Origin of the sequence: Gordonia sp. LUNF6, from assembly GCF_047041125.1 — a bacterium.
GTDB lineage: Bacteria > Actinomycetota > Actinomycetes > Mycobacteriales > Mycobacteriaceae > Gordonia > Gordonia sihwensis.
Genome location: NZ_CP178181.1, coordinates 371143 through 390401 on the forward strand (window position 1 = coordinate 371143; position 19259 = coordinate 390401).

At 70.6% G+C, this 19259-nt stretch carries 15 protein-coding genes; 6 read left to right on the plus strand and 9 right to left on the minus strand.

Translation table 11 applies throughout. The features are described from left to right. The first annotated feature begins 9 nt into the window (after positions 1-9). Positions 10-504 carry a hypothetical protein gene (locus tag ACK8HH_RS01715; protein WP_062366338.1) on the plus strand — a complete coding sequence of 165 codons (495 nt, stop codon included), beginning with the start codon at positions 10-12 and terminating at the stop codon, positions 502-504. 198 nt (positions 505-702) lie between these two features. Here the strand turns inward: ACK8HH_RS01715 and ACK8HH_RS01720 are convergent, their stop codons facing one another. After that, positions 703-1470 carry a class I SAM-dependent methyltransferase gene (locus ACK8HH_RS01720; RefSeq protein WP_006897440.1) on the minus strand — a complete coding sequence of 256 codons (768 nt, stop codon included), beginning with the start codon at positions 1468-1470 and terminating at the stop codon, positions 703-705. Between the two features lie 28 nt (positions 1471-1498). Between ACK8HH_RS01720 and ACK8HH_RS01725 the strand changes: the two genes are divergently transcribed. Next, positions 1499-2629, plus strand: coding sequence for a glycosyltransferase family 4 protein (locus ACK8HH_RS01725; protein WP_045539056.1), 1131 nt, complete (start codon positions 1499-1501; stop codon positions 2627-2629). A 1-nt stretch (position 2630) separates the two neighbouring features. Here ACK8HH_RS01725 and ACK8HH_RS01730 read toward each other — a convergent pair whose 3' ends face one another. The 3 genes from ACK8HH_RS01730 to ACK8HH_RS01740 all read right to left on the minus strand — a co-directional run bounded on the left by ACK8HH_RS01730 (position 2631) and on the right by ACK8HH_RS01740 (position 6250). Then, on the minus strand, positions 2631-3281 hold the full coding sequence (locus ACK8HH_RS01730) for a ScbR family autoregulator-binding transcription factor (protein ID WP_045539052.1): 651 nt from the start codon (positions 3279-3281) through the stop codon (positions 2631-2633). A gap of 302 nt (positions 3282-3583) precedes the next feature. After that, a complete protein-coding gene (locus ACK8HH_RS01735) occupies positions 3584-5320 on the minus strand; it encodes a hypothetical protein (RefSeq protein WP_006897436.1) in 1737 nt (578 codons plus the stop codon). 15 nt (positions 5321-5335) lie between these two features. Continuing rightward, positions 5336-6250 carry an HpcH/HpaI aldolase/citrate lyase family protein gene (locus ACK8HH_RS01740; protein WP_006897435.1) on the minus strand — a complete coding sequence of 305 codons (915 nt, stop codon included), beginning with the start codon at positions 6248-6250 and terminating at the stop codon, positions 5336-5338. A gap of 41 nt (positions 6251-6291) precedes the next feature. Between ACK8HH_RS01740 and ACK8HH_RS01745 the strand changes: the two genes are divergently transcribed. Further along, positions 6292-7533, plus strand: coding sequence for a polysaccharide biosynthesis protein (locus ACK8HH_RS01745; protein ID WP_412475490.1), 1242 nt, complete (start codon positions 6292-6294; stop codon positions 7531-7533). On the opposite strand, the gene ACK8HH_RS01750 is transcribed toward ACK8HH_RS01745, so the two are convergent. Then, on the minus strand, positions 7520-8644 hold the full coding sequence (locus ACK8HH_RS01750) for a porin PorA family protein (RefSeq protein WP_346076829.1): 1125 nt from the start codon (positions 8642-8644) through the stop codon (positions 7520-7522). The genes ACK8HH_RS01745 and ACK8HH_RS01750 overlap by 14 nt on opposite strands. An 80-nt stretch (positions 8645-8724) precedes the next feature. Between ACK8HH_RS01750 and ACK8HH_RS01755 the strand changes: the two genes are divergently transcribed. Further along, the gene (locus tag ACK8HH_RS01755) at positions 8725-9957 is read left to right on the plus strand and encodes an acyltransferase family protein (RefSeq protein ID WP_412475491.1); all 1233 of its coding nucleotides are present in this window, start codon (positions 8725-8727) and stop codon (positions 9955-9957) included. On the opposite strand, the gene ACK8HH_RS01760 is transcribed toward ACK8HH_RS01755, so the two are convergent. Both ACK8HH_RS01760 and ACK8HH_RS01765 read right to left on the minus strand, forming a co-directional pair. After that, the gene (locus ACK8HH_RS01760) at positions 9914-14071 is read right to left on the minus strand and encodes an alpha-(1->3)-arabinofuranosyltransferase family protein (RefSeq protein ID WP_412475492.1); all 4158 of its coding nucleotides are present in this window, start codon (positions 14069-14071) and stop codon (positions 9914-9916) included. The two genes, ACK8HH_RS01755 and ACK8HH_RS01760, sit on opposite strands and share 44 nt — an antisense overlap. Positions 14072-14175: 104 nt before the next feature. Then, the gene (locus ACK8HH_RS01765) at positions 14176-14376 is read right to left on the minus strand and encodes a DUF2613 domain-containing protein (protein WP_006897045.1); all 201 of its coding nucleotides are present in this window, start codon (positions 14374-14376) and stop codon (positions 14176-14178) included. Positions 14377-14467: 91 nt separating this feature from the next. On the opposite strand from ACK8HH_RS01765, the gene ACK8HH_RS01770 reads away from it, so the two are divergent. Beyond that, positions 14468-15664: a glycoside hydrolase family 3 N-terminal domain-containing protein gene (locus ACK8HH_RS01770; protein WP_412475493.1), complete on the plus strand. Its 1197-nt coding sequence runs from the start codon at positions 14468-14470 to the stop codon at positions 15662-15664. Positions 15665-15695: 31 nt separating this feature from the next. Continuing rightward, positions 15696-16319, plus strand: coding sequence for a TetR/AcrR family transcriptional regulator (locus tag ACK8HH_RS01775; RefSeq protein ID WP_006897043.1), 624 nt, complete (start codon positions 15696-15698; stop codon positions 16317-16319). Between the two features lie 619 nt (positions 16320-16938). Here ACK8HH_RS01775 and ACK8HH_RS01780 read toward each other — a convergent pair. After that, the gene (locus ACK8HH_RS01780) at positions 16939-17823 is read right to left on the minus strand and encodes a MaoC/PaaZ C-terminal domain-containing protein (protein WP_412475494.1); all 885 of its coding nucleotides are present in this window, start codon (positions 17821-17823) and stop codon (positions 16939-16941) included. 12 nt (positions 17824-17835) lie between these two features. Beyond that, a complete protein-coding gene (locus ACK8HH_RS01785; RefSeq protein ID WP_174302296.1) occupies positions 17836-19203 on the minus strand; it encodes a 3-oxoacyl-ACP reductase in 1368 nt (455 codons plus the stop codon). Between the last annotated feature and the right edge of the window lie 56 nt (positions 19204-19259).

The window sequence follows — 19259 nt, forward strand, 5'->3', positions numbered from 1 at the left end:
GTGGTCGGCATGACTAGCCCCTCGCCCTCGGGCCGCGGCCGCACGGTGGTCCTGTCGTTGATCGTCGTCCTCGCGGTGATCATCCTGGCGGCCGTCGGGTTCCTGGTGTTCCGGTCGGGTTCGCCGAACTCGGGAACCGACCGGCCCTCGGCGACGCCGACCACCGTCACGACCACCAGCGAGGAGAGTGAGACGATCTCGTCGCCGAAGCCGACGCCGACCCGGACCACCCCGCGGGTGGAGCCCGGCTCGGTCACCTATCAGCTCACCGGAGACGGCGACGTGGTGGCTCTGGCCTATCGCGATTCCGGCGGTCGGGTGGTGGTCGCCGCGACGGGGACTCCGTGGTCGGCCAAGACGGTCGTGCCCGACCGCGAGGTCGAGATGACAGCGATCGTGGTGCGCGGTCCGGTCACGTGCACGATTCTGCAGGGCGACGACATGATCTCGTCGAGCACCAGCCGCGGCGGTCCGCTCCGCTGCGCGGGACGGTTGCCGCGCTAGACCGGTCCGTCTGCCTGCGAGGCACGCCGCGTTACGCGGCGTGCCTCGTTTCGTATTGTGCTCAAACACCTGTTCGGGATATGTTATCCACAGTTATCCACAACCTTCATCCACAATGTGCATGAATTACACACATGTAATTTCCACAGTGTGGATGGATTCAGGTGTGGGAAGCGTGTCCCGAAACCGCCCCTGACCTCAGTTTTTCCGGAGCACGAGGACCAGGTTGGTCGCTGCCGCCTCGCGGACCACGGGGATGTGCACAACTGGCCATGCGAACCTGGGGAGATAGCGCGGAATGGCGGCCAGCAGTTCGGCGTCGGCTGTGGATCGTGCCCAGCGCAGTCCCGCGGCAGCGGTGATCGGAAACAGCGACACTCCGTAGAGGTTCTTCGGCAGGTGACCGGTGCGCCGCGTGTACCAGCGCGCGGCGCGGTGGCCGCCGAGGTAGTGAGTCAGTCCCATCTCGTGGCCGCCGAACGGACCCCACCAGAGGGTGTAGCTGAGGACGATCGTTCCGCCCGGCCGGGTGACCCGGACCATCTCGTCGGCCATCGCCCACGGGGTCCGAGTGTGCTCGGCGACGTTCGACGAGTAGCAGACATCGACGCTTCCGGTCCGGAACGGGAGATGCTCGCCCTGCGCGCGGACCGCCGACCGTTGGTCGATCCCGGCGGCCGCCATCTCTCCCGCGTCCGGTTCCACCGACAGATAGGCGGCACCGCGATCGCGGAAGGCGTCGGCGAAGAACCCGGGCCCGCCCCCGACGTCGAGCACGGTGGCGCCCCGCAGCGGGCCGGGGTGGAGAGAGTCGATCATCACGGCGGTGTCGTGTGCGAGCGCCGAATAGAACCGGGCCGGGTCGGACTGCTCGTACCGGAAGGCGTCGAGGAGCCGCACCGAACGACGGATCGTGGCGTGCCGACCGAAGGCGGCGGCGGGAGCGGGGAACCGGGAACGCGGCATGCAGCCAGGTTCGCATACGCTGGAACGAATGAGCGTCCCGACCGATGTCCTGCTGCTGTGCTGGCGTGACACCGGCCATCCCCAGGGCGGGGGCAGCGAACGCTACCTCGAACGCGTGGGCGCCGAGTTCGCCGCCCGGGGTTCGCGCGTCACCCTGCTCACCGCCCACTATCCCGGTGCTGCGAGGAAGCAGACGGTCGACGGGGTGCGCATCGTCCGCGCGGGGGGTCGGCTCACCGTGTACCCGCGGGCTCTGGCCACCGTCGCCGCGGCCCGCTGGGGACGGGGACGGCTGGCCGGGTATCGGCCCGACGTCGTCGTCGACACCCAGAACGGCGTTCCCTTCTTCGCGCGCCTCGTCGCTCCCGCGCCGACCGTGGTCCTGGTCCACCACTGTCATCGGGAGCAGTGGCCGGTGGCGGGGCCGGTCCTGGCCCGGGTGGGTTGGTGGATCGAGTCGAGGATCGCGCCGCGGATCCACCGCCGGAACCGCTACATCACGGTCTCCGAACCATCCGCGGCCGAACTCACCGGTCTCGGTGTGGACCGGCACCGCATCACCGTCGTGCGCGGCGGAGTCGACCCGGTGCCGAACGGTATCGATGTGACCGGGCGGTCGGGCGGTCTCCGCCTGATCGCCGTCTCGAGGCTGGTGCCGCACAAGCAGATCGAGGACGCGCTCGAGGTGGTGGCCACGCTGTCCGCCGCGGGCGCGGACGTGCACCTGGACGTCGTCGGGGACGGATGGTGGGCGGGCCGGCTGCGCGCGCAGGCGCAGTCTCTGGGAGTCGTCGACCAGGTCAGCTTTCACGGGCACGTGAGCGATCGGCGCAAGCACGAGTTGCTCGCCGCCGCCGACGTCCATCTGATGCCGTCGCGGAAGGAGGGATGGGGGCTGGCGGTGATCGAAGCCGCACAGCACGCGGTTCCGACGATCGGCTATCGCAGTTCGGCGGGGCTGGCCGACTCCATCGTCGACGGGGTCACCGGCGTGTTGGTGGACGACGCCGTCCAACTCGCCCGGGCCGCCGCGGCCCTCGCGGCCGACCCGGATCGGCGGCGCGCGTTGGGGGAGGCCGCACGGGACCGTGCAGAGCAGTTCTCCTGGGCGGGAACCGCGGACGGGTTCGCGGCGGTCTTCGACGAGGTGTGCGGCTGACTCAGGCGCCGGGTTCGGTCGGCGGAGTCCAGCGTGCCCCGAGCAGATCGGAGCGCGCGGCGATGCGTTCGTCGGGCATCAGCGCCGTCACCAGGTAGTCGGCGAGCCGGTCGATGCGTGCGGGCAGATCGTCGTGGCCCGACACAGCGTAGGAGAGGACGTGGGCGCCGACGAACGACTCGGTGACGAATACGGCGGCCTCCTCGGCGTCGGTGTCCGGCGGCACGTCGCCGTCTTCGACGGCCTTCGTGACGAAGTACTTGATCGCTTCGATCCACGCGAGGTACACGGGGATCGGGGCCTCGCCGGAATGCAGTTCGATGATGAGGCGGATGCCCGCGCGGACCACCGGGTCGTCCACCAGCAGGCGGCCCATCTCCCGGCACAGCATCACGAGCTGTCGCATGCCGTAGGTGTCGGTCTGCGCGATGGTTCCGACCGCCCTCATCGAGGTGGCCTGGAATTCGTCGACGACGATCGCCGCGAGGTCGTCCTTCGACTGGAAGTGGAAGTAGATCGCGCCGCGGGTGAGGCCGGATTCGCCGACGATGTCGTTCAGTCGCGCCCGTTCGTAGCCGACGCGACTGAAGAGATTCGCGGCGGCGACCACGATCTGACGACGTGTCTCCACAGCCCTGGCCTGCTGGGCCATCGCCGCCCCCTCGGTGTATGAGAAATGCGCTCTGATGTGGTCGTATTCGGCACATATGGTAACCGAGCGCGCTTGCGCGATATTACTTCAGAGTATACGGTTACATACCGGTGGACCGGTTTAGCCGGACACGACAACTGGAGCTGCGACATCGGCTGGGACACGGAGGATTTCCGCCGACTGACCGAGGGGTGCTTCAGCGACGTGCCGGACCGGGTGCACCGACGCCAGTGCGCGACCCCCGCGCTCGATCCGAACGCGAGGGTGGCGCACTGGCGTGTTTCTGCGGCATGCTCGCCGCGTCACTTCCGTTGAGCCGCTTCGTCTTCCTCGGTCTCCGGGGCCCTTCGACGGACGACGGCCGCGGCGAGACCGGCGGCCACCGAACAGATCCAGAGGACCAGGGCCGCGAATGCCGCCGCCCGCGCGGCGGTCGCCGGAACGGGCGCGGCCACGGCACCGGGAATCCGGTACACGGTCAGATGCTCGCCCGAGTAGGCCGGAGCGGTTGCGGCCAGCCGGGCGGGCGGGTCCGACTCCTCGGCCACCACCCAGCCGACGCCGAGCCGTGCCAACCGCTGCGGGTCGCCTCCGTCTCGGAGAACGTCGAGGACCTGCGCCGTCCGGCCGGTGGGGGAGTCCACCGTCGTCCCGTCCACGGTCAATTCGCCCGAACCGATCACCGGTGCGTCCAGCATGCGCGGGAGCGGAGACAGCGACGGCCCCCGGGCCCACGACAGCCGTCGCACGGCGTCGCCGGGCCACAGGGCCACTGAGCCGCGGGCGCCGTCCGTGTCGTGGCCGACGAGCGCCGTCACCCGGGCATAGTCGTCGGGGTAGATCACCGGCCGGATCTTGCCGCCCACACCCCAGGCGAGGTCGGGGAGCGGTGCCACGATCAGTGCGATCACCGCCGCTGCGGCGAAGCCGGCCGGTACGAGTGCGCGCAGTGCGGTCACGGCGGCCGCCGCCGCGACCGCGACGAACGGGACGGCGAGCGCGAGGTATTTCTGCGTGTCGCGCAGCAGCCCGGCACCGGGCACATGCGCCAACAGGACGTCCATCACCGCCAGTCCGGGCGGTGTCGCAGCGACCACCACCGCCGCGATCGCGACCGCCGCCAGGAGTGCCTGCCCGGCGACCGCGGGGCTCAGTTCCCGGCGCATCCGGACCAGGGCGCCGGTGCCGACCGCCACCACCGCCAGCAGCATCAGTGTCGCGACCAGGGCCCAGGGGGTGGTGCGGCTGGCGGGGACGGCGTCGGCGTTCCAGATGCCGCCGAGCCCGAGGGCGGTGCCGAGCAGCCCGAGCCCCGGCTCGGCACGCAGCGCGAACACCGCGGCGCCGCCGGAGGACCCGACGTCCGACGCGACCGCGGAGGCCACCAGCCAGGGAGAGGCGGTGATGAGCCAGCATCCCGCGGCGAGTCCCGCCGTCCGGATCGGCAGCCGCACCGCCGCCGCGGTGGCCACCGCCACGATCCCGGCCAGAAGCGAACCGGTGGGCGTCAGGCCGGCTGCCGCGAATATCCCGGCGAGACCGGCCCATTGGCGCCACGACCGCCGGCCGTCGGCCAGGTCGAGCACCGCGCACACCGTCCACCCGAGGGCGGCGTAGCCGGCCAGCAGACTCCAATGCCCTTGCAGCAGGCGCTCTGCCACGTAGGGATTCCAGATCCCGACGACGGCGGCGGCCACCGCACCGGCGGTGGCGGCGCGCGGGACGAGCCTGCGGGCCAGCCGCCCGTAGCCCGCTCCGGCCGCGAAGACGGCCAGGATCGTCAGGCCGGCCACCAGGAGGCCGCCGTCCACGAGACGCGAGCCGAGGGCGAGCAGCGCGTCCTGCGGGACCGCTCGCGGCGCCGTGCCGTCGATGCCGAGCGCGGCGGCCGTCAGCGGCGACTGCGGAGTCGCGACCGCGTCCCGGTAGAGCAGGTGGTTCCCGACCAGGGGCGCGCAGATCAGGGCGGTGAGCAGAGCGCTGACCGCGTAGACCGCCGCCCCGGTCTGCGCGGGCGTGCGCGTGGAGGTGGCGGTCACCGCACTGCCGTCGGATCAGAAGTGGTACGTGTCGGTCGGTGCGGGCATGTGGTCGTTGATCCCGTAGTCGCTCGGGACGATCTCGTATGCGCGGGCCAGTTCCAGAATCTTGGTGGCACGGGCGATCCGAGGCAGGTCGGAGCCGTTGCGGATCTCGCCGCCGTCCGCCTCGAACTCGGTGAAGAACTCACGCGCCCACTTGATCTCGTCGTGCGACGGCGACAGCCCCTCGTTGACCGACGCGCACTGGTCGGGGGTGAGGCAGATCTTGCCCGTCATCCCGAACTCCGCGCTGACGGCCGTCGCCTCCGACAGCTTCAGGGCGCTGGAACCGACGGTCGGGCCGTCGATGGCCGACGGCAGGTTGGCGGCCTTGGCCGCGATGGTGAACCGTGACCGCGCATAGGCCAGCGTGGTCGGCTGCTCACCGAAACCGGTGTCGCGGCGGAAGTCGCCGATGCCGAACGCCAGGCGGAAGGTGCCCTTGGCCGAGGCGATCTCGTTGATCCGTTCCAGGCCCCGGGCGGTCTCGACCAGCGCGACGATCGGCACGCCCGGGACACGCTGGGCCGTCTCGGTCACGTGATCGACCGATTCCACCATCGCCAGCATGATCCCGCCGATGGACGTCCCGGCCAGCGCGGCGAGATCCGCCGCCCACCACGGGGTTCCGAAGCCGTTGATGCGAACCCAGTCGGAGTGACCGTCGGCGAGCCAGCGGACCACGTTGTCGCGGGCGGAGTCCTTGTCCTTCGGTGCGACGGCGTCCTCGATGTCGAGGATGACGATGTCGGCGCGGGAGCGCGACGCGGCCTCGAACCGGTCGTACTGCGCCCCGTTCACCAGGAGCCAACTGCGGGCCAGTACCGGGTCGATGCGGGACCCGACATCGGAGGGGTCGGGCTCGTTGAATGGTTCGGTGTCGTACATCGACTCTTAGCGCTCGTCTCGATCAGCTACGGATACTGCCGATGCAGTCTATCGCGCAGCGGCCGGGCACACTGGTCAGCATGGTCGACGCCGCCACGCCCCGCCGCGGGTCCACCGTGCGGTCGGTCGGCTGGGTCACCGCGGGTTCTCTCCTGGCCAATCTGCTGGCGTACGTGGTGCAGGTTCCGGCGAGCCGTGTGCTGGGGCCGGACGCCTTCGGCGAGTTCTCGGTTCTCAACGCGGCCATGCTCATCGCCTCGGTGCCGGCGCTGGCTCTGCAGGCGGTGGTGGCGCGCGAGGTGGTGCGGGGAACGCCGTCGCGTCGGCTGTGGAGGCTGATCGGCGTGGTCTTCGGCGTCGTCGCCCTGGTGTCGGTGCTCGCGGTGGCCGCGATGATGAGGATCGCGCACACCGATCTCGGACCCACCGCGGCAGCGCTCGCCGGTGCCGCACCGCTCGCGGTGGTCTCGGGCGGCCAGGGGCTGCTTCAGGGGGCGGGGCGGTTCCGGTTGCTCGGGGCGGTGCTCGCCGGCGTCGGGCTCCTGCGGTCGGTGCCCGTGGTGGGCGCGGTGTACGCGGGGGCGGACGCGGCCGGCGCGCTCGCGGCGGGGACGCTGGGAACGGCCGTCGCGGCGGCGCTGGTGGCCGCGGTCGCCGCAGCCGCGATCGGTCCGGCCGGACGCTCCCGAGGCGCGGCAGTTCCCGGGTCGCGGCTCACGCTGTCGGCGGTGGTCGCCGCGTCGGGCGTGCAGTTCGTGATGATCGTCGCGGTGTCGGTGGATCTGCTGCTGTCCCGATCGGTGCTGACCGCCGGGGACGCGGGCGTCTACGCGCTCGGCGCCGTCGCCACCAAGGCGGCGTTCTGGCTGCCGCAGGCCATCGGCGTGGTGGTGTACCCGAGGCTGGCCGACCCGGTGCGTTCGGCCGCCGCTCTCCGCGGCGCGGTCGGCGTCCTCGCGCTGACGGGTCTGGTCACCACCCTGATCGCCGCAGTCGGCGGCGGATTGGTGCCCGTGGTGATCTCCGACGACTACCGGCCGGTGGCGGGGTTGATGTGGTTGTTCGCGCTCACCGGAGCCCTGCTCGCGGTGCTGCAGCTGATGCTGTTGACCGCGATCGCTCGCGACCGCGCGCGGGGTGCGATCCCGGCGCTCGTAGTCCTCGTGGTGGAGGTGTCGGTGATCCTGACCGCGGTCGATTCGGTGGCCGGACTCGTCGCCGTCGCCGCCGGGGCGGCGGCCTGCGCGGTGGCCGCGACCGGCGCCTGGCTCACCGCTTCCTGACGCCGTCGTCTTCTCGCCCGTTCCGCACGCCGGTGCGGTAGACGTACACCGCTCCGCCGATCAGCGCCAGCACGCCCACGGCGCCGAGTGCGACGGGCAGGGTCCGCGTCACCAGCGTCACCGGGCGGGCGCGGTGCCGGGCGGCGTCGGCCCCGTCGATCCGGCTCTGCCGATCACCGGTGAGGACGGTGCTCAGATTGGGCAGGCGAAATCCCGTCAGCGCCGGATTCGACCCGGCTTCGCCCGGCGCGAACCGGTACTCCTCCTCGATCTCGATCCGCTCGTCCACCACCACGCCGGTCGCCGTGTCGACGAACAGGTCCCGAGTGGCGCGGTGATGGAGGCTGGCGGTCAGTCGTCGGCTCGGCGCCACTCCGGGGAAGGTGCCGAACCACGAGGCCGGGCGGGTGATCACTCCGCGCGGATCGGTTCCCAGCGCGCCCAGGTCGGTGTCGGGGATCACCGCGCGCAGCCGGACCACCCTGCGGCCGTCGATCTCGGTCTCACCAGCGGCCTGCAGAGGAACCGTCTGCCTGGTGGTGACGTCGAAGTAGTCGCCGGGATCGTCGAAGCCGTACGGCAGTGCGTAAGTGCGACCCCGGCGGTCGGGGACGGCGACGGCGGCGTGCTTGTCGTCGTACTGGATCTCCGACCGCCCGGTCGGCGACGCCGTCACCCGGTTCACCGTCACCCGGTCGATGGTCGCGGCCAACGTGGGCTCTGCGCAGACTCGCTCGGCGTCCTGGGCCCTGCCGTCGACGAGGTACGAGTCCACGCCCAGCGCCGTGGCCGCCTGCAGTGTGACCACGTCGGAGTCCGACGGCCTCACCGCGACCGTCCGGCGGCGCTGCTGCAGATGCGCCTCGAGCACTCTCGCCGCGGGCGAGTCGATGGAGCAGCGGTCGAGGACCGTCGTGTCGTCGGAGGAGTCGGCGATCCATGTCTGGTCGACGCTCAGCGGCAGCTTCCTCAGGCCGGGACCGATGATCGGGCCCATCGCGACCGCCGCCGCCAGCAACAGTGCGCCGAGGAAGAACGCGGTCGGGGCGATGAGGTCCCGGGTCGACCAGCGCGGCCCGGTCCGGGGGCTGTCGGGAGCGGCGTCAGACACAGCGTCGACTGTATGTGAGGGGGCCGGCCGCTCGTCCGGGCTCCCGCCGCCGCCCTCGCTCGGCTTACCCTGGGCAGGACATGTCTGACTCGCAGCCGGCACCGGCCCGGCGTTTCTACCCCCAACTGGAGGGCCTGCGCGCCGTGGCCTCGCTCGGCGTGCTGACGACGCACGTCGCCTTCCAGACTCGGGTGACGCAGTGGCCGGTGCTCGGAGAGATCCTCGGCCGCCTAGACCTCGCCGTCGCATTGTTCTTCGCGCTCAGCGGATTCCTGCTGTGGCGCCCGTATGCCGCGGCGGCCCGCGACGACGGGGCTCCTCGGCCCGCCGTGCGCCGCTATCTCCGACATCGCTTCGTCCGCATCTGGCCGGCGTACGCGCTGGTGGTGGTCGCGGTGCTGGCTCTGCTGCCGCAGGCGCGCGGCGCCTCGGCGACGGTCTGGCTGGCCAATCTCACCCTCACCCAGGTGTTCGTCCCCCTCACTCTCGCGCCCGGCCTCACCCAGATGTGGAGTCTGTCGGTGGAGGTCGCGTTCTACCTGCTTCTGCCGGTGATCGGCTTCGCGCTGTACCGGGTACGGGGTGCCGCCGCCCGCCGCCGCATCCCGATCATCGTCGGGGTCGCGATCGTCAGCCTCGGGTGGACCTGGGCGACGCGACTGTTCGCGCTTCCCGCCGGTGTCGAGGCGCGCAACTGGGTGCTCGGGTACCTGCCGTGGTTCGCCGTGGGTCTGGTGCTGTCGGAGATCGCGGCCGCCCTCGCCATCGGCCGGCTCGACCGCCGATCGCGCGCAGTGCGGCTCGGCGCCGACCGCCGGGTGATGCTCGTGGTGTTCGTCGTCGCGTACGGACTCGCGTGCACGCCGATCGCCGGACCGGTCGGGCTCGGCGACATGACTCACCTGGCCTACGTGGCCAAGATGGTGCTCGGCGCCGTCGCCGCATTCGCGGTGCTGGCGCCGCTGGTGCTGTCCGACGGCCCGTTCGTCTTCCTCGACTCTCGGTTGATGAACGCGCTCGGCCGATGGTCGTACGGCATCTTCATCTGGCATCTCGCGGTGCTGAGCGTGGTCTTCGGGCTGTTCGGCATTCCGATGTTCGACGGTCACTTCGTATCTGTGTGGCTGCTGACGGTGATCATCACCGTCGCGCTCTCGGCCGCCAGCTACGCGTTCGTCGAGGAACCGCTCCGGGCGCGGTTGGCGGCGCGGGAGAAGCGACGGGCCGCGGAGGTGCCCGCCGACGAACCGACGCCGGAACGCGCCGGCGTCACCGCGGCCGGCCGAACAGCGCCGCCGCCACCGCCGCGCTGACGGCGATCAGCGCGAACGCCTGGGCCCAGCCGCTGTAGCCGGTGTAGGCGGTGCCCGAATGCCATGGCCCCGCGGCCAGCACCACCGTCGCCGCGAGCATCGCCGTGAACGTCAGCGCCGGTCGTAGGCGGGCGGAGAGCCGCCAGGTGACGGCCCCGGTCGCCGCCGCGATCAGCGCCCCCGGCCAGCCGGTCAGCAGGAACGCCGCCGCGAGGGCCGCGGCGGACGCCGCGGCGACCGCGCCTCGTCCGGCGCGCACGCCGTCGTCCGGCCGCACGGCCGGCTCGCAGCGGCGCCGTCCGAACCTCGGACCGAAGGCGACGGCGAACAGAACCACCACCAGCGCCAGACCGGCGCCCAGCGCCCACCGGTACGGCGAGTCGAGGTCGACGGTGAGCGCGACGGTGCCGCCCGTTCCCGCCGGCACGATCCAGCCCTGCTGCCAGCCGTTCACCACGACCGGCTTCAGTTCTCGGCCGTCGGCGCGTGCATGCCAGGCGGGATTCGTGCTCTCCGGAACGAACAGGATGCGGTCGGTGTCGGCGGCGTCCACCGTCAGCCTCCGGTCCGTGGGCGCCCATTCGGTCACCTGCGGGTGTGTCACCGCAGGCGAGGAGGCCTCCGCGCCGGGACGCCGGAGGGTCACCGCGTCGACGGTGAAGGCGCGTCCCGGATTCACCGCGACCTCCTGCTCACCCGCCGGCAGTCGCAGCGACGGGCCGGGGCACGCGGTCGCCGATACGCTCTCGCCGAGGCGCAGCGCGCCCACCGTGGTGCGGACATGCAGTCGGAGCATCTGGCCGGCTGCCGTGACACCCATGCCGTACGGGCCGGACGGGTCTGTGGCGCAGCCGATCTCGATGATGCGATGGTCGTCGTCGGGTACGTTCGGGCCGCCCGGCAGCACTTGGGCCTCGCTGATGCCGACCGGTGCGTCCTTCGCGAAACCGAGATCGTTGACGTCGATCAGATCGCTCTGCTCCTCGATCGTCAGCACCACGGTGTCGGCCCGGGCGGCGGGAACCGACAGCACCCCGTCCGTGCCGACCCGCGCTGTCGTCCGCACCACCGTCCGATCACCGTCCCGCAACTCCACGGCCACGCGGGTCGGGTGCGCCGGATAGTCCGCGGGCGTCTGGAGACGGATCCCGGACACTTCGCGAGGGGCGGGCAGATGAAGGGTCAGAACGGGTTTCCTTCCCTTCGGGAACGTGTCCGGATCCGGTGCGGTCCACGTGGTGTTCGGATCACCGTCGACGGCGGCCGATGCGTTGCCGCGCGGATCGGCCACCGACGACTGCGCCTCCGCGCGGATCACGCCGGTGCGGGCCAGCAGATCCGAGAGTTCACCGCCGGCCTTCGGTCGCAGCGTGACATGCACATCGGCGTCGGTCTGCGACGGCACCGACAGGGTCCGGGAGAACACGCCCGGCGTCTCCGGACTCAACCCCACCGCCGGCGAGCAGCGCACCCGGCCGTCCGCCGCGGTGACGCAATCCGGGATCGGACCGAGTTCGGGGGAGAGCACCCAGCCGGACACGTCGTCTGCGGCGTCGAGTGTCGGCAGCACCGTGCGCTGCCGGATCGACAGCGGGACACCGGTGTTCGCGTCGGCGACCGACAGTTCGGCGATCGCGAACTGATTACCGGCCGAGCCGTCGGCGGTGTCGATGGCGCGGACCTGGACGCTCGACGTGGGCCCCGACGGCACCAGGATCCGGGTCGGCACTCCGGGTTTCACTCCCTGAGCCACGGTGCTGCCGGAATCGGACGAGACCAGCAGCGTCGAGACGTCCGGCCCGAGCGCCTTGGCCGTCGTGACGGTCACCGCGAGGTCGTCCTGCGGATGGGTGAAGTCGATCGAGAGCCACCTGCCGACCGCCGACTCCAGACCGCGACTGACCCAGGCGGTGTCCGGATCGCCGTCGAAGGCGGCGGCGGTGGAATTGGCAGGCGACGTCCGGCCGGGCTGCGTCGCGTCGGCGGCCGAGCCCGAACTGGTCACGCGCACCATGCCCGGCTGGTTGTCGAGCAGCCATTGCGCGCGGACCAGCGGCTGGCCCGGCACCGGGTAGTCCGGCGCCGCGTTCTTGGTCAGCCGGGGATCGTCGGGGCCGCGAATAGCCGAGGAATGGTCGTCGACCCGCCCGAAGTCGGTCTCCCGGTCGACGGGGGAGTCGGTCACCACCGCCGGAGCGTCGGGCAGGCCCGCGCGCCTCGCGTCCGCGGTCAGCAGCGCCGGACCCAGCGGTTCCTCTCCGGCTCGGCTGCGGGCGTCCTCCACCGCGGCGAGGGCCTCCGGTCCGCCGGTCACCCGCGTCATCGCGCCGACGTCCACCAGTCCGGGCGCGCCGGCGGTCGTGGCACCGGTGCCGTCGGGAGGTCCGACCCGGTAGACCGTCACCGCCGGCATCGGCGGACGCAGTCCGTCGTCCACGACCACGCCGTCGAGCGTCGGCGGTGAGACGTCGGGACCGAACCGGGCCGCCTCCGACAGTCCGGGTGAGTTGCGGATCGCCTGCGCCACCAGCAGCGGTCGTGCCGACCGTGACGTCACCGCGTCCAGATCGGCCCGCAGCACCAGGTATCCGACACCCTGTTCGGCGAGTGTCGCGGCCAGTCCGGGTGATCCGCGGCCCGAGCTCAGCGCCCGTTGCACCGAGTCCATCGCGCGGATGGCGCCCGGAGGCGTCAGGGGAATCGCGTCGCGGACGGCCCACGGCGAGTGCGCCAGCGCCTGCAGCGGTTCGTCGCGCGTGAGACCCCAGATCTGGTCGGCGAAGGGCGCTCCCGGGACCACCAGGGCGCGCGACGGAGTCGAGGAGCCGGCCTGCGCGGCGTCGAGCCAGTCGGCCGTCTGCTGCCAGTAGTCGGGGACCGCGCGGTAGCTCTTGGCCGGTGCCAGCCCGCCGGTCCACAGCAACGACCCGGAGCCGAACGCGGCGATCACCACCACCAGTGCGGCGGCCACCCCTCGTTCGGCACCGCGGCTGCGGATCGGGACACGGACACGCGCGAGCAGATGCGCGATTCCCATCGCGAGGGGGAGCCGGACCAGCGGATCGAACTTGTGGATGTTGCGCAGCGCGGCGCCCGGACCGTCGAGGAAAGCGATGACCGTCTCACGCACGGGCGAGCCGAGTGCTCCCGGATATCCGAGACACAGGGCGAGAAGGCCGATCACCAGGATGGTCAGGAAGCGGCGGCGGTGCGGCATCGCCCGCATCGTGAGACCGGCCAACCCGGCGGCGGCGAGGATGCCGGTCGCGACCACCGCGGCCGGCTCGGAGACCAGAACGGCGCCCACAGCGCGTTCCGGGGAGACGAACGGCGTCCACGAGTCGGTGCCGCGCAGCACTTCGGTGAGGGAGGTCCATTCGGTGGTGACGCTCGCCGACTCGATGAAGTCGAGGAAGGGCGGGGAGACCCGCGAGAGGATCAGCAGCGGCACCACCCACCACAGGCACGCCATCGCCAGACCCGCCGCCCACCATGCGCCGAAGACCAGTCCGCGACGGCGGCGTCCCCGGTCGCGCCGCGCAGTCGCCAGCAGCCACCAGATCGCCGACACCGCCACGGCCGCAGCCGTGGCGACGGCGTTCACCGCACCCATCAGCGCCACCGCGCATGCGGACCGGGCCGCGTTGCGCCACAGCGGACGGGGGTCGGACGCGTCGAGAGCCCGGACCACCGGGAGCAGCACCCAGGGCGCCAGCATCATCGGCAGCGTCTCCGAGGAGATGGTGCCCAGCGTGGTCATCACGCGGGGGGCCAGTACGAAGACCCAACCGGCGATCAGCCGCGATGTGAACGACCCGACGCGCAGCGCCTCGGCGAGACGGACCACGCCCAGGAAGCCGACGGTCAGCAGAATCGCCCACCAGAATCGCTGAGTGATCCACGGCGGCACGTGCAGGATCTCGCCGACGGCGAAGAACAGGCCGTGCGGGAAGAAGTATCCGTAGGCCTGGTTCTGGATCTGGCCCATCGGGGCATCCGGCGACCACAGGTGCGCGGCGCGGGTGAGGAACCCGATCGGATCGGCGGTCAGGTCCAGCTTGGTGTCGGGCGAGATGCGGCCGGGGCGCTGGAGTAGACAGACCGCCAGCGCCACGACAGCGACGATGAGTGCCTGCGCCCGCGTCAGAATCCGGCCCGGGCCGCCCGGCTCAGTTGCTGCGGGACTCGACCGAGCGGACCGGCGGAGGAGTGCGCGAGTCAGTTGTTGGCGTCTCCGCCGCCGCGGGATCCGTAGTCCACCGATCCCTGAACGAAACCGTTGTCGGCGTTGAAGCTGTTCACGTCGGTCGACGGCTTGGTTTCGGAGGCGAGCTGCCCGCCGAGGAAGACGGCGCCGATGCCGACGAGCACGCCGGCCACTCCGGCGACGGCACCATAGATCAGGCGTTCACGCAGCATGGATTCCAAGGTACCAGTTCAGTCGGCGCCGCCCGGGCTTCGTCCGCCGCGCCGATCCGGCCGTCGCGAGCGAGCATGAAACACTGGGTGAATGAGCCCGCTCACGCATCTACGTCCCAGCCGTGCTCTCGTCGCCCTCGTCGCAACGGCAGGCCTCTTCGCCTCCGCGGCGTGCTCGGACTCGACCGGCGATCAGGCCGCACCGTCGTCGCACACGACGACTAGTTCGCGGACCGTTTCCGCCTCGAGCAGTGCTCCGACGGTTCCCGCCGCGTGCGGCTCCGAGGAACTGGCCGGGATGAAGCTGCGCGACAAGCTCGCTCAGCTGCTGGTGGTCGGGGTGCAGAACGGGGCCGACGCGCGGCGGGTGGTCGCGAAGGAGCACATCGGCGGAGTGTTCGTCGGCAGTTGGACCGACCTGTCGATGCTGAGCGACGGCACCGTCGCCACGCTCTCGAAGAGCCAGAAGGTCCCGCTGATGGTGACCGTGGATCAGGAGGGTGGCCGAGTGAGCCGGCTCAAGTCGCTGGGGATCGACATGCCGTCGGCGCGTGTGCTGGCGCGCACCAAGACGCCCGAGCAGGTCCGGCAGCTCGCCAAGGCGGCCGGCGAGAAGATGGCGAAGCTCGGTGTCACCGTCGACTTCGCTCCGTCGGCGGACGTCAGTGCCGAGCCCGACGACGAGGTGATCGGCGACCGGTCGTTCTCGAACGATCCCGAGGTGGTCACCGAGTACGCCGGTGCCTATGCGCGCGGGCTCCAGGACGCGGGCATCATGCCCGTGTACAAGCACTTCCCCGGCCACGGGCACGCATCGGGGGATTCGCACACCGGCGCCGTCACCACGCCTCCGCTGGCGGACATGCAGAACACCGATCTCGTTCCGTACCGGACTCTGCTGCGCAGTCCCGGGACCGCGGGCGTGATGGTCGGGCACCTGATCGTTCCGGGTCTGACCGGGCCGGAGACGCCCGCGAGCATCAGTCCGGCGGCGATCGGCATGTTGCGCACCGGCAAGAAGTACAACGGACCGGCGTTCGACGGCGTCGTCTTCTCCGACGATCTGTCCGGCATGAAGGCGATCACCGACAAGTACACGATCGAACAGGCGGTGCTGAAGGCGATCACCGCCGGCTCGGACATCGGCCTGTGGCTTTCCACCGATCACGTGACCTCGGTGCTGGACACCTTGGAGAAGGCGGTCGCGGACGGGAAGCTGTCGCAGCGCCGGATCGACCGCTCCGTGCTCCGGATCCTGAAGGCCAAGCACGTGGTGAACTGCTCCTGACACGTTCTTACTCGATGGTAAGTTTGTAGTCATGGCTAGCGGAACCAAGCGGCTGCCGCGGGCAGTTCGAGAGCAGCAGATGCTCGATGCTGCGATTTCAGCGTTCGCCGCGAACGGCTTCGCGGATACCTCGATGGACGCCATCGCCGCCGAGGCCAAGATATCCAAGCCGATGCTCTACCTCTACTACGGCTCCAAGGACGAACTGTTCAGCGCCTGTATCGCGCGCGAGTCCGGCCGGTTCATGGAAGCCATGTCGGCGGGTTTTGATCCCACGATGAGGCAGAAGGACCAGGCGCGCACGCTGGTGCGTGAGTTCCTCCGGTTCGTCTATCAGAACTCCGATTCGTGGCGAGTGCTCTACCGGGTCGCGGTCGGGACCGCGACGTTCGCACACATCGTCACCGAGAGCCGCGAGGGAATCACCTCGATGATCACTGATCTCATCCGCCGCGGCACCACCACCGAGGGTGCGAGCGACGTCGATTTCGAATTGACGGCGGTGGCCCTCGTCGGCGCCGGCGAGGCCGTCGCCGACCGGATCGCCGAAGGCGACATCGACCTCGAAACGGCCACCGACCTGCTGCTCGGCATCACCTGGCGCGGTCTGCGCGGTGTCGGAGTGTCGGAGGACGCCGTCGGCGACGAGACATAGTCGGATCCCTCACGCCGGCCGGGCCCGGTTTGAGTGAGCCTTCCAGGCCAGTTGAGCGAACTCTTCCCAAGCTTGTTGAGCGAGTTCTTCCTGAGGCCTGTTGCGTGGGTTCTTCCTTAGGCCAGTTGAGCGGGTTCTTCCTTAGGCCAGTTGAGCGAGCGGAGCGAGTCGAAACAGACGCGCACATGTTTCGACTCGCTGCGCTCGCTCAACAAGCCTGAGAGAGGACTCAGCGAGCCTGGGGGAGGACTCGGTGAGTTGCCCTTGCGGCGTGTCGTGCGGGTTCTACCTTCGGCCAGTTGCGTGGGTTCTTCCTTAGGCCAGTTGAGCGAGCGGAGCGAGTCGAAACAGACATGCACATGTTTCGACTCGCTGCGCTCGCTCAACAAGCCTGGGAGAGGACTCAGCGAGCCTGGGGGAGGACTCGGTGAGTTGCCCTTGCGGCGTGTCGTGCGGGTTCTACCTTCGGCCAGTTGCGTGGGTTCTTCCTTAGGCCTGTTGAGCGAGCGGAGCGAGTCGAAACAGACATGCACACGTTTCGACTCGCTGCGCTCGCTCAACAAGCCTGGGGGAGGACTCGGCGAGCCTGGGGGAGGACTCACCGAGCGCGGGCAAGCGGTCAGACGCGCGGGCGCGTCGTGACGGTCAGATGCGGATAGCCCTTGCGGCGGTTCAGGATCGACAGGTCGTATCCGTCGGCCACCCGGTCGGTGTACATGTTCACCTTCGCGGGCAACAGGATCGGCTTCCCGAAGCGGACCGAGTACACGACCGATTCGGGGAGCTGAGCCTCGACGTTCGCGAGCACGGCGGCCGCACTCCACATGCCGTGGGCGATGGCGCGGCTGAAGCCGAAGGCCTTCGCCGTCAGGTCGGCCATGTGGATCGGATTCCGGTCGCCCGAGGCGTTCGCGTACTGGCGGATCAGACCGAGGTCGACGCTGACCACGCGATCGGGCGGCGGCGGTGCGACGTCCTTGGGCGCCGGGCCTCGTTCGGCGTCCGACAGGCTCGTGCGCTGCTGCTTGAGGAACGTGCCGGTCTGGACGGCGACCAGTTCGCGGCCGACGCGGAACTCCGATACCACGTCCACCAGCATGCCCTTGCGGTGCTCCCGGAGGTTCTCGGCGTGAGTCGAGACGGTCAGCGGCTCGTCGACGCCGATGGCCCGGATCCGCTCGATCCGGTTCTCCAGATGCACCGCGCCGACCGCGCCGAACGGGAAGTCCGGCGAGACCATCACGGTCATCGCGAGCGGGAACTGCAGAACGAACAGGTATGTCAACGGCACCTGCGCACCGAACTGCAGACCCGTGGTGCGGCAGTACTCCTTGAGCTGCGCCTCGTCGACGCGCAGGTTCTCGATCCGGTAGACGGTGTCGGGCAGTGACGCGTCCGCGCTGACGCGGGCCGGCTTGCCGATCACCGGGAGCATGGCGCTCACGGCTTTCGGGTAGATCTGGCCCGCGCCCGGCAGGGACGTCAGAGTGACGGTCTTGGTCATGGCAGGGTCCCGTCAGGCGCCGAGGAGGCTCTGACCGCACACGCGGACGACGTTGCCGGTGACCGCGTTGGACGCCGGGTTGGCGAAGTACGCCACGGTCTCGGCGACGTCGACGGTCTGTCCGCCCTGCTGCAGCGAATTCATGCGACGGCCCACCTCGCGCGTGGCGAGCGGGATGGCGGCGGTCATCGCGGTCTCGATGAAGCCCGGGGCGACGGCGTTGATGGTGATGCCCTTCTCAGCCAGGATCGGGGCGTAGGTGTCGACGAGGCCGATCACGCCGGCCTTCGACGCGCCGTAGTTGGTCTGGCCGCGGTTGCCCGCGATGCCCGCGATGGAGGAGACGTCGACCACGGCGCCGCCCGACCGGAGGGCCTTGCGCTCGACCAACTCGTTCACCAGCGTCTGCGGTGCGATCAGGTTCACGCTGATGACCGAGTTCCAGCGGCCGGCGTCCATGTTCGCGAGCAGCTTGTCGCGCGTGATGCCCGCATTGTTGACGATGATGTCCAGGCCGCCGTGACGCTCGAGAACGTGCTCGGCGACCTTGGCTCCCGCGTCCTCGGCGGTCACGTCGAGCGGCAGCGCGGTGCCGCCCACCTTGTTCGCCGTCTCGCTGAGGGCCTCGCCCGCGGCCGGGACGTCGGCGGCGATGACATGGGCGCCGTCGCGCGCCAGCACCTCGGCGATCGTGGCGCCGATGCCGCGTGCGGCACCGGTGACCAGGGCCACCTTGCCGGCGAGGGGCTTGTCCCAGCTCTCCACCGAAGCGGCGTCGGCGGCGCCGACCCGGATCACCTGGGCGTCGACGTAGGTCGACTTGGCCGACAGCAGAAAGCGGAGGGTCGACTCGAGACCGGACAGGCCGGTCTTGGCCTCGGGCGAGACGTAGACCAGCTGGGCGGTGGCGCCGTTGCGGAGCTCCTTGCCGAGCGAGCGGGTGAAGCCCTCGAGTGCGCGCTGCGCGACGTGCTCGTCGGGCTCAGCGGTCAGCTCGGGTGTGGTGCCCAGCACCACGAAGCGCGCCGAGTTGCCCACCGAACGCATGATCGGCGTGAAGAACTCGAAGAGCTGTTCGAGATCGGCGGGCTTGGAGATGCCGGTGGCGTCGAAGACCGCGGCGCCGAGCTTGTCGGCGCTGCGTCCGCCGGCGTTGTTCTCGACCAGTGTGTAGTCGTCGCCCGCGCTGAGGATCTCCCGCACCGGCTCCACCAGACGTCCGGCGCCGCCGAGCAGGACCGGACCGGCGAGAGCGGGCTGAGACGGCGAGTACCGACGCAGTGCCGGCGGCTGCGGAAGACCGACGCGCGAAGCGATGAAAGCGCCCGGGCCGCTGTTGACGATGGACGAATACAGGTCGGTGTTGCCTGCCACGACTATCTCCTTCGATGTCTGTGAAACGAATCCGTGTCCCGTGTCGGGTACCGGTCCTGCCG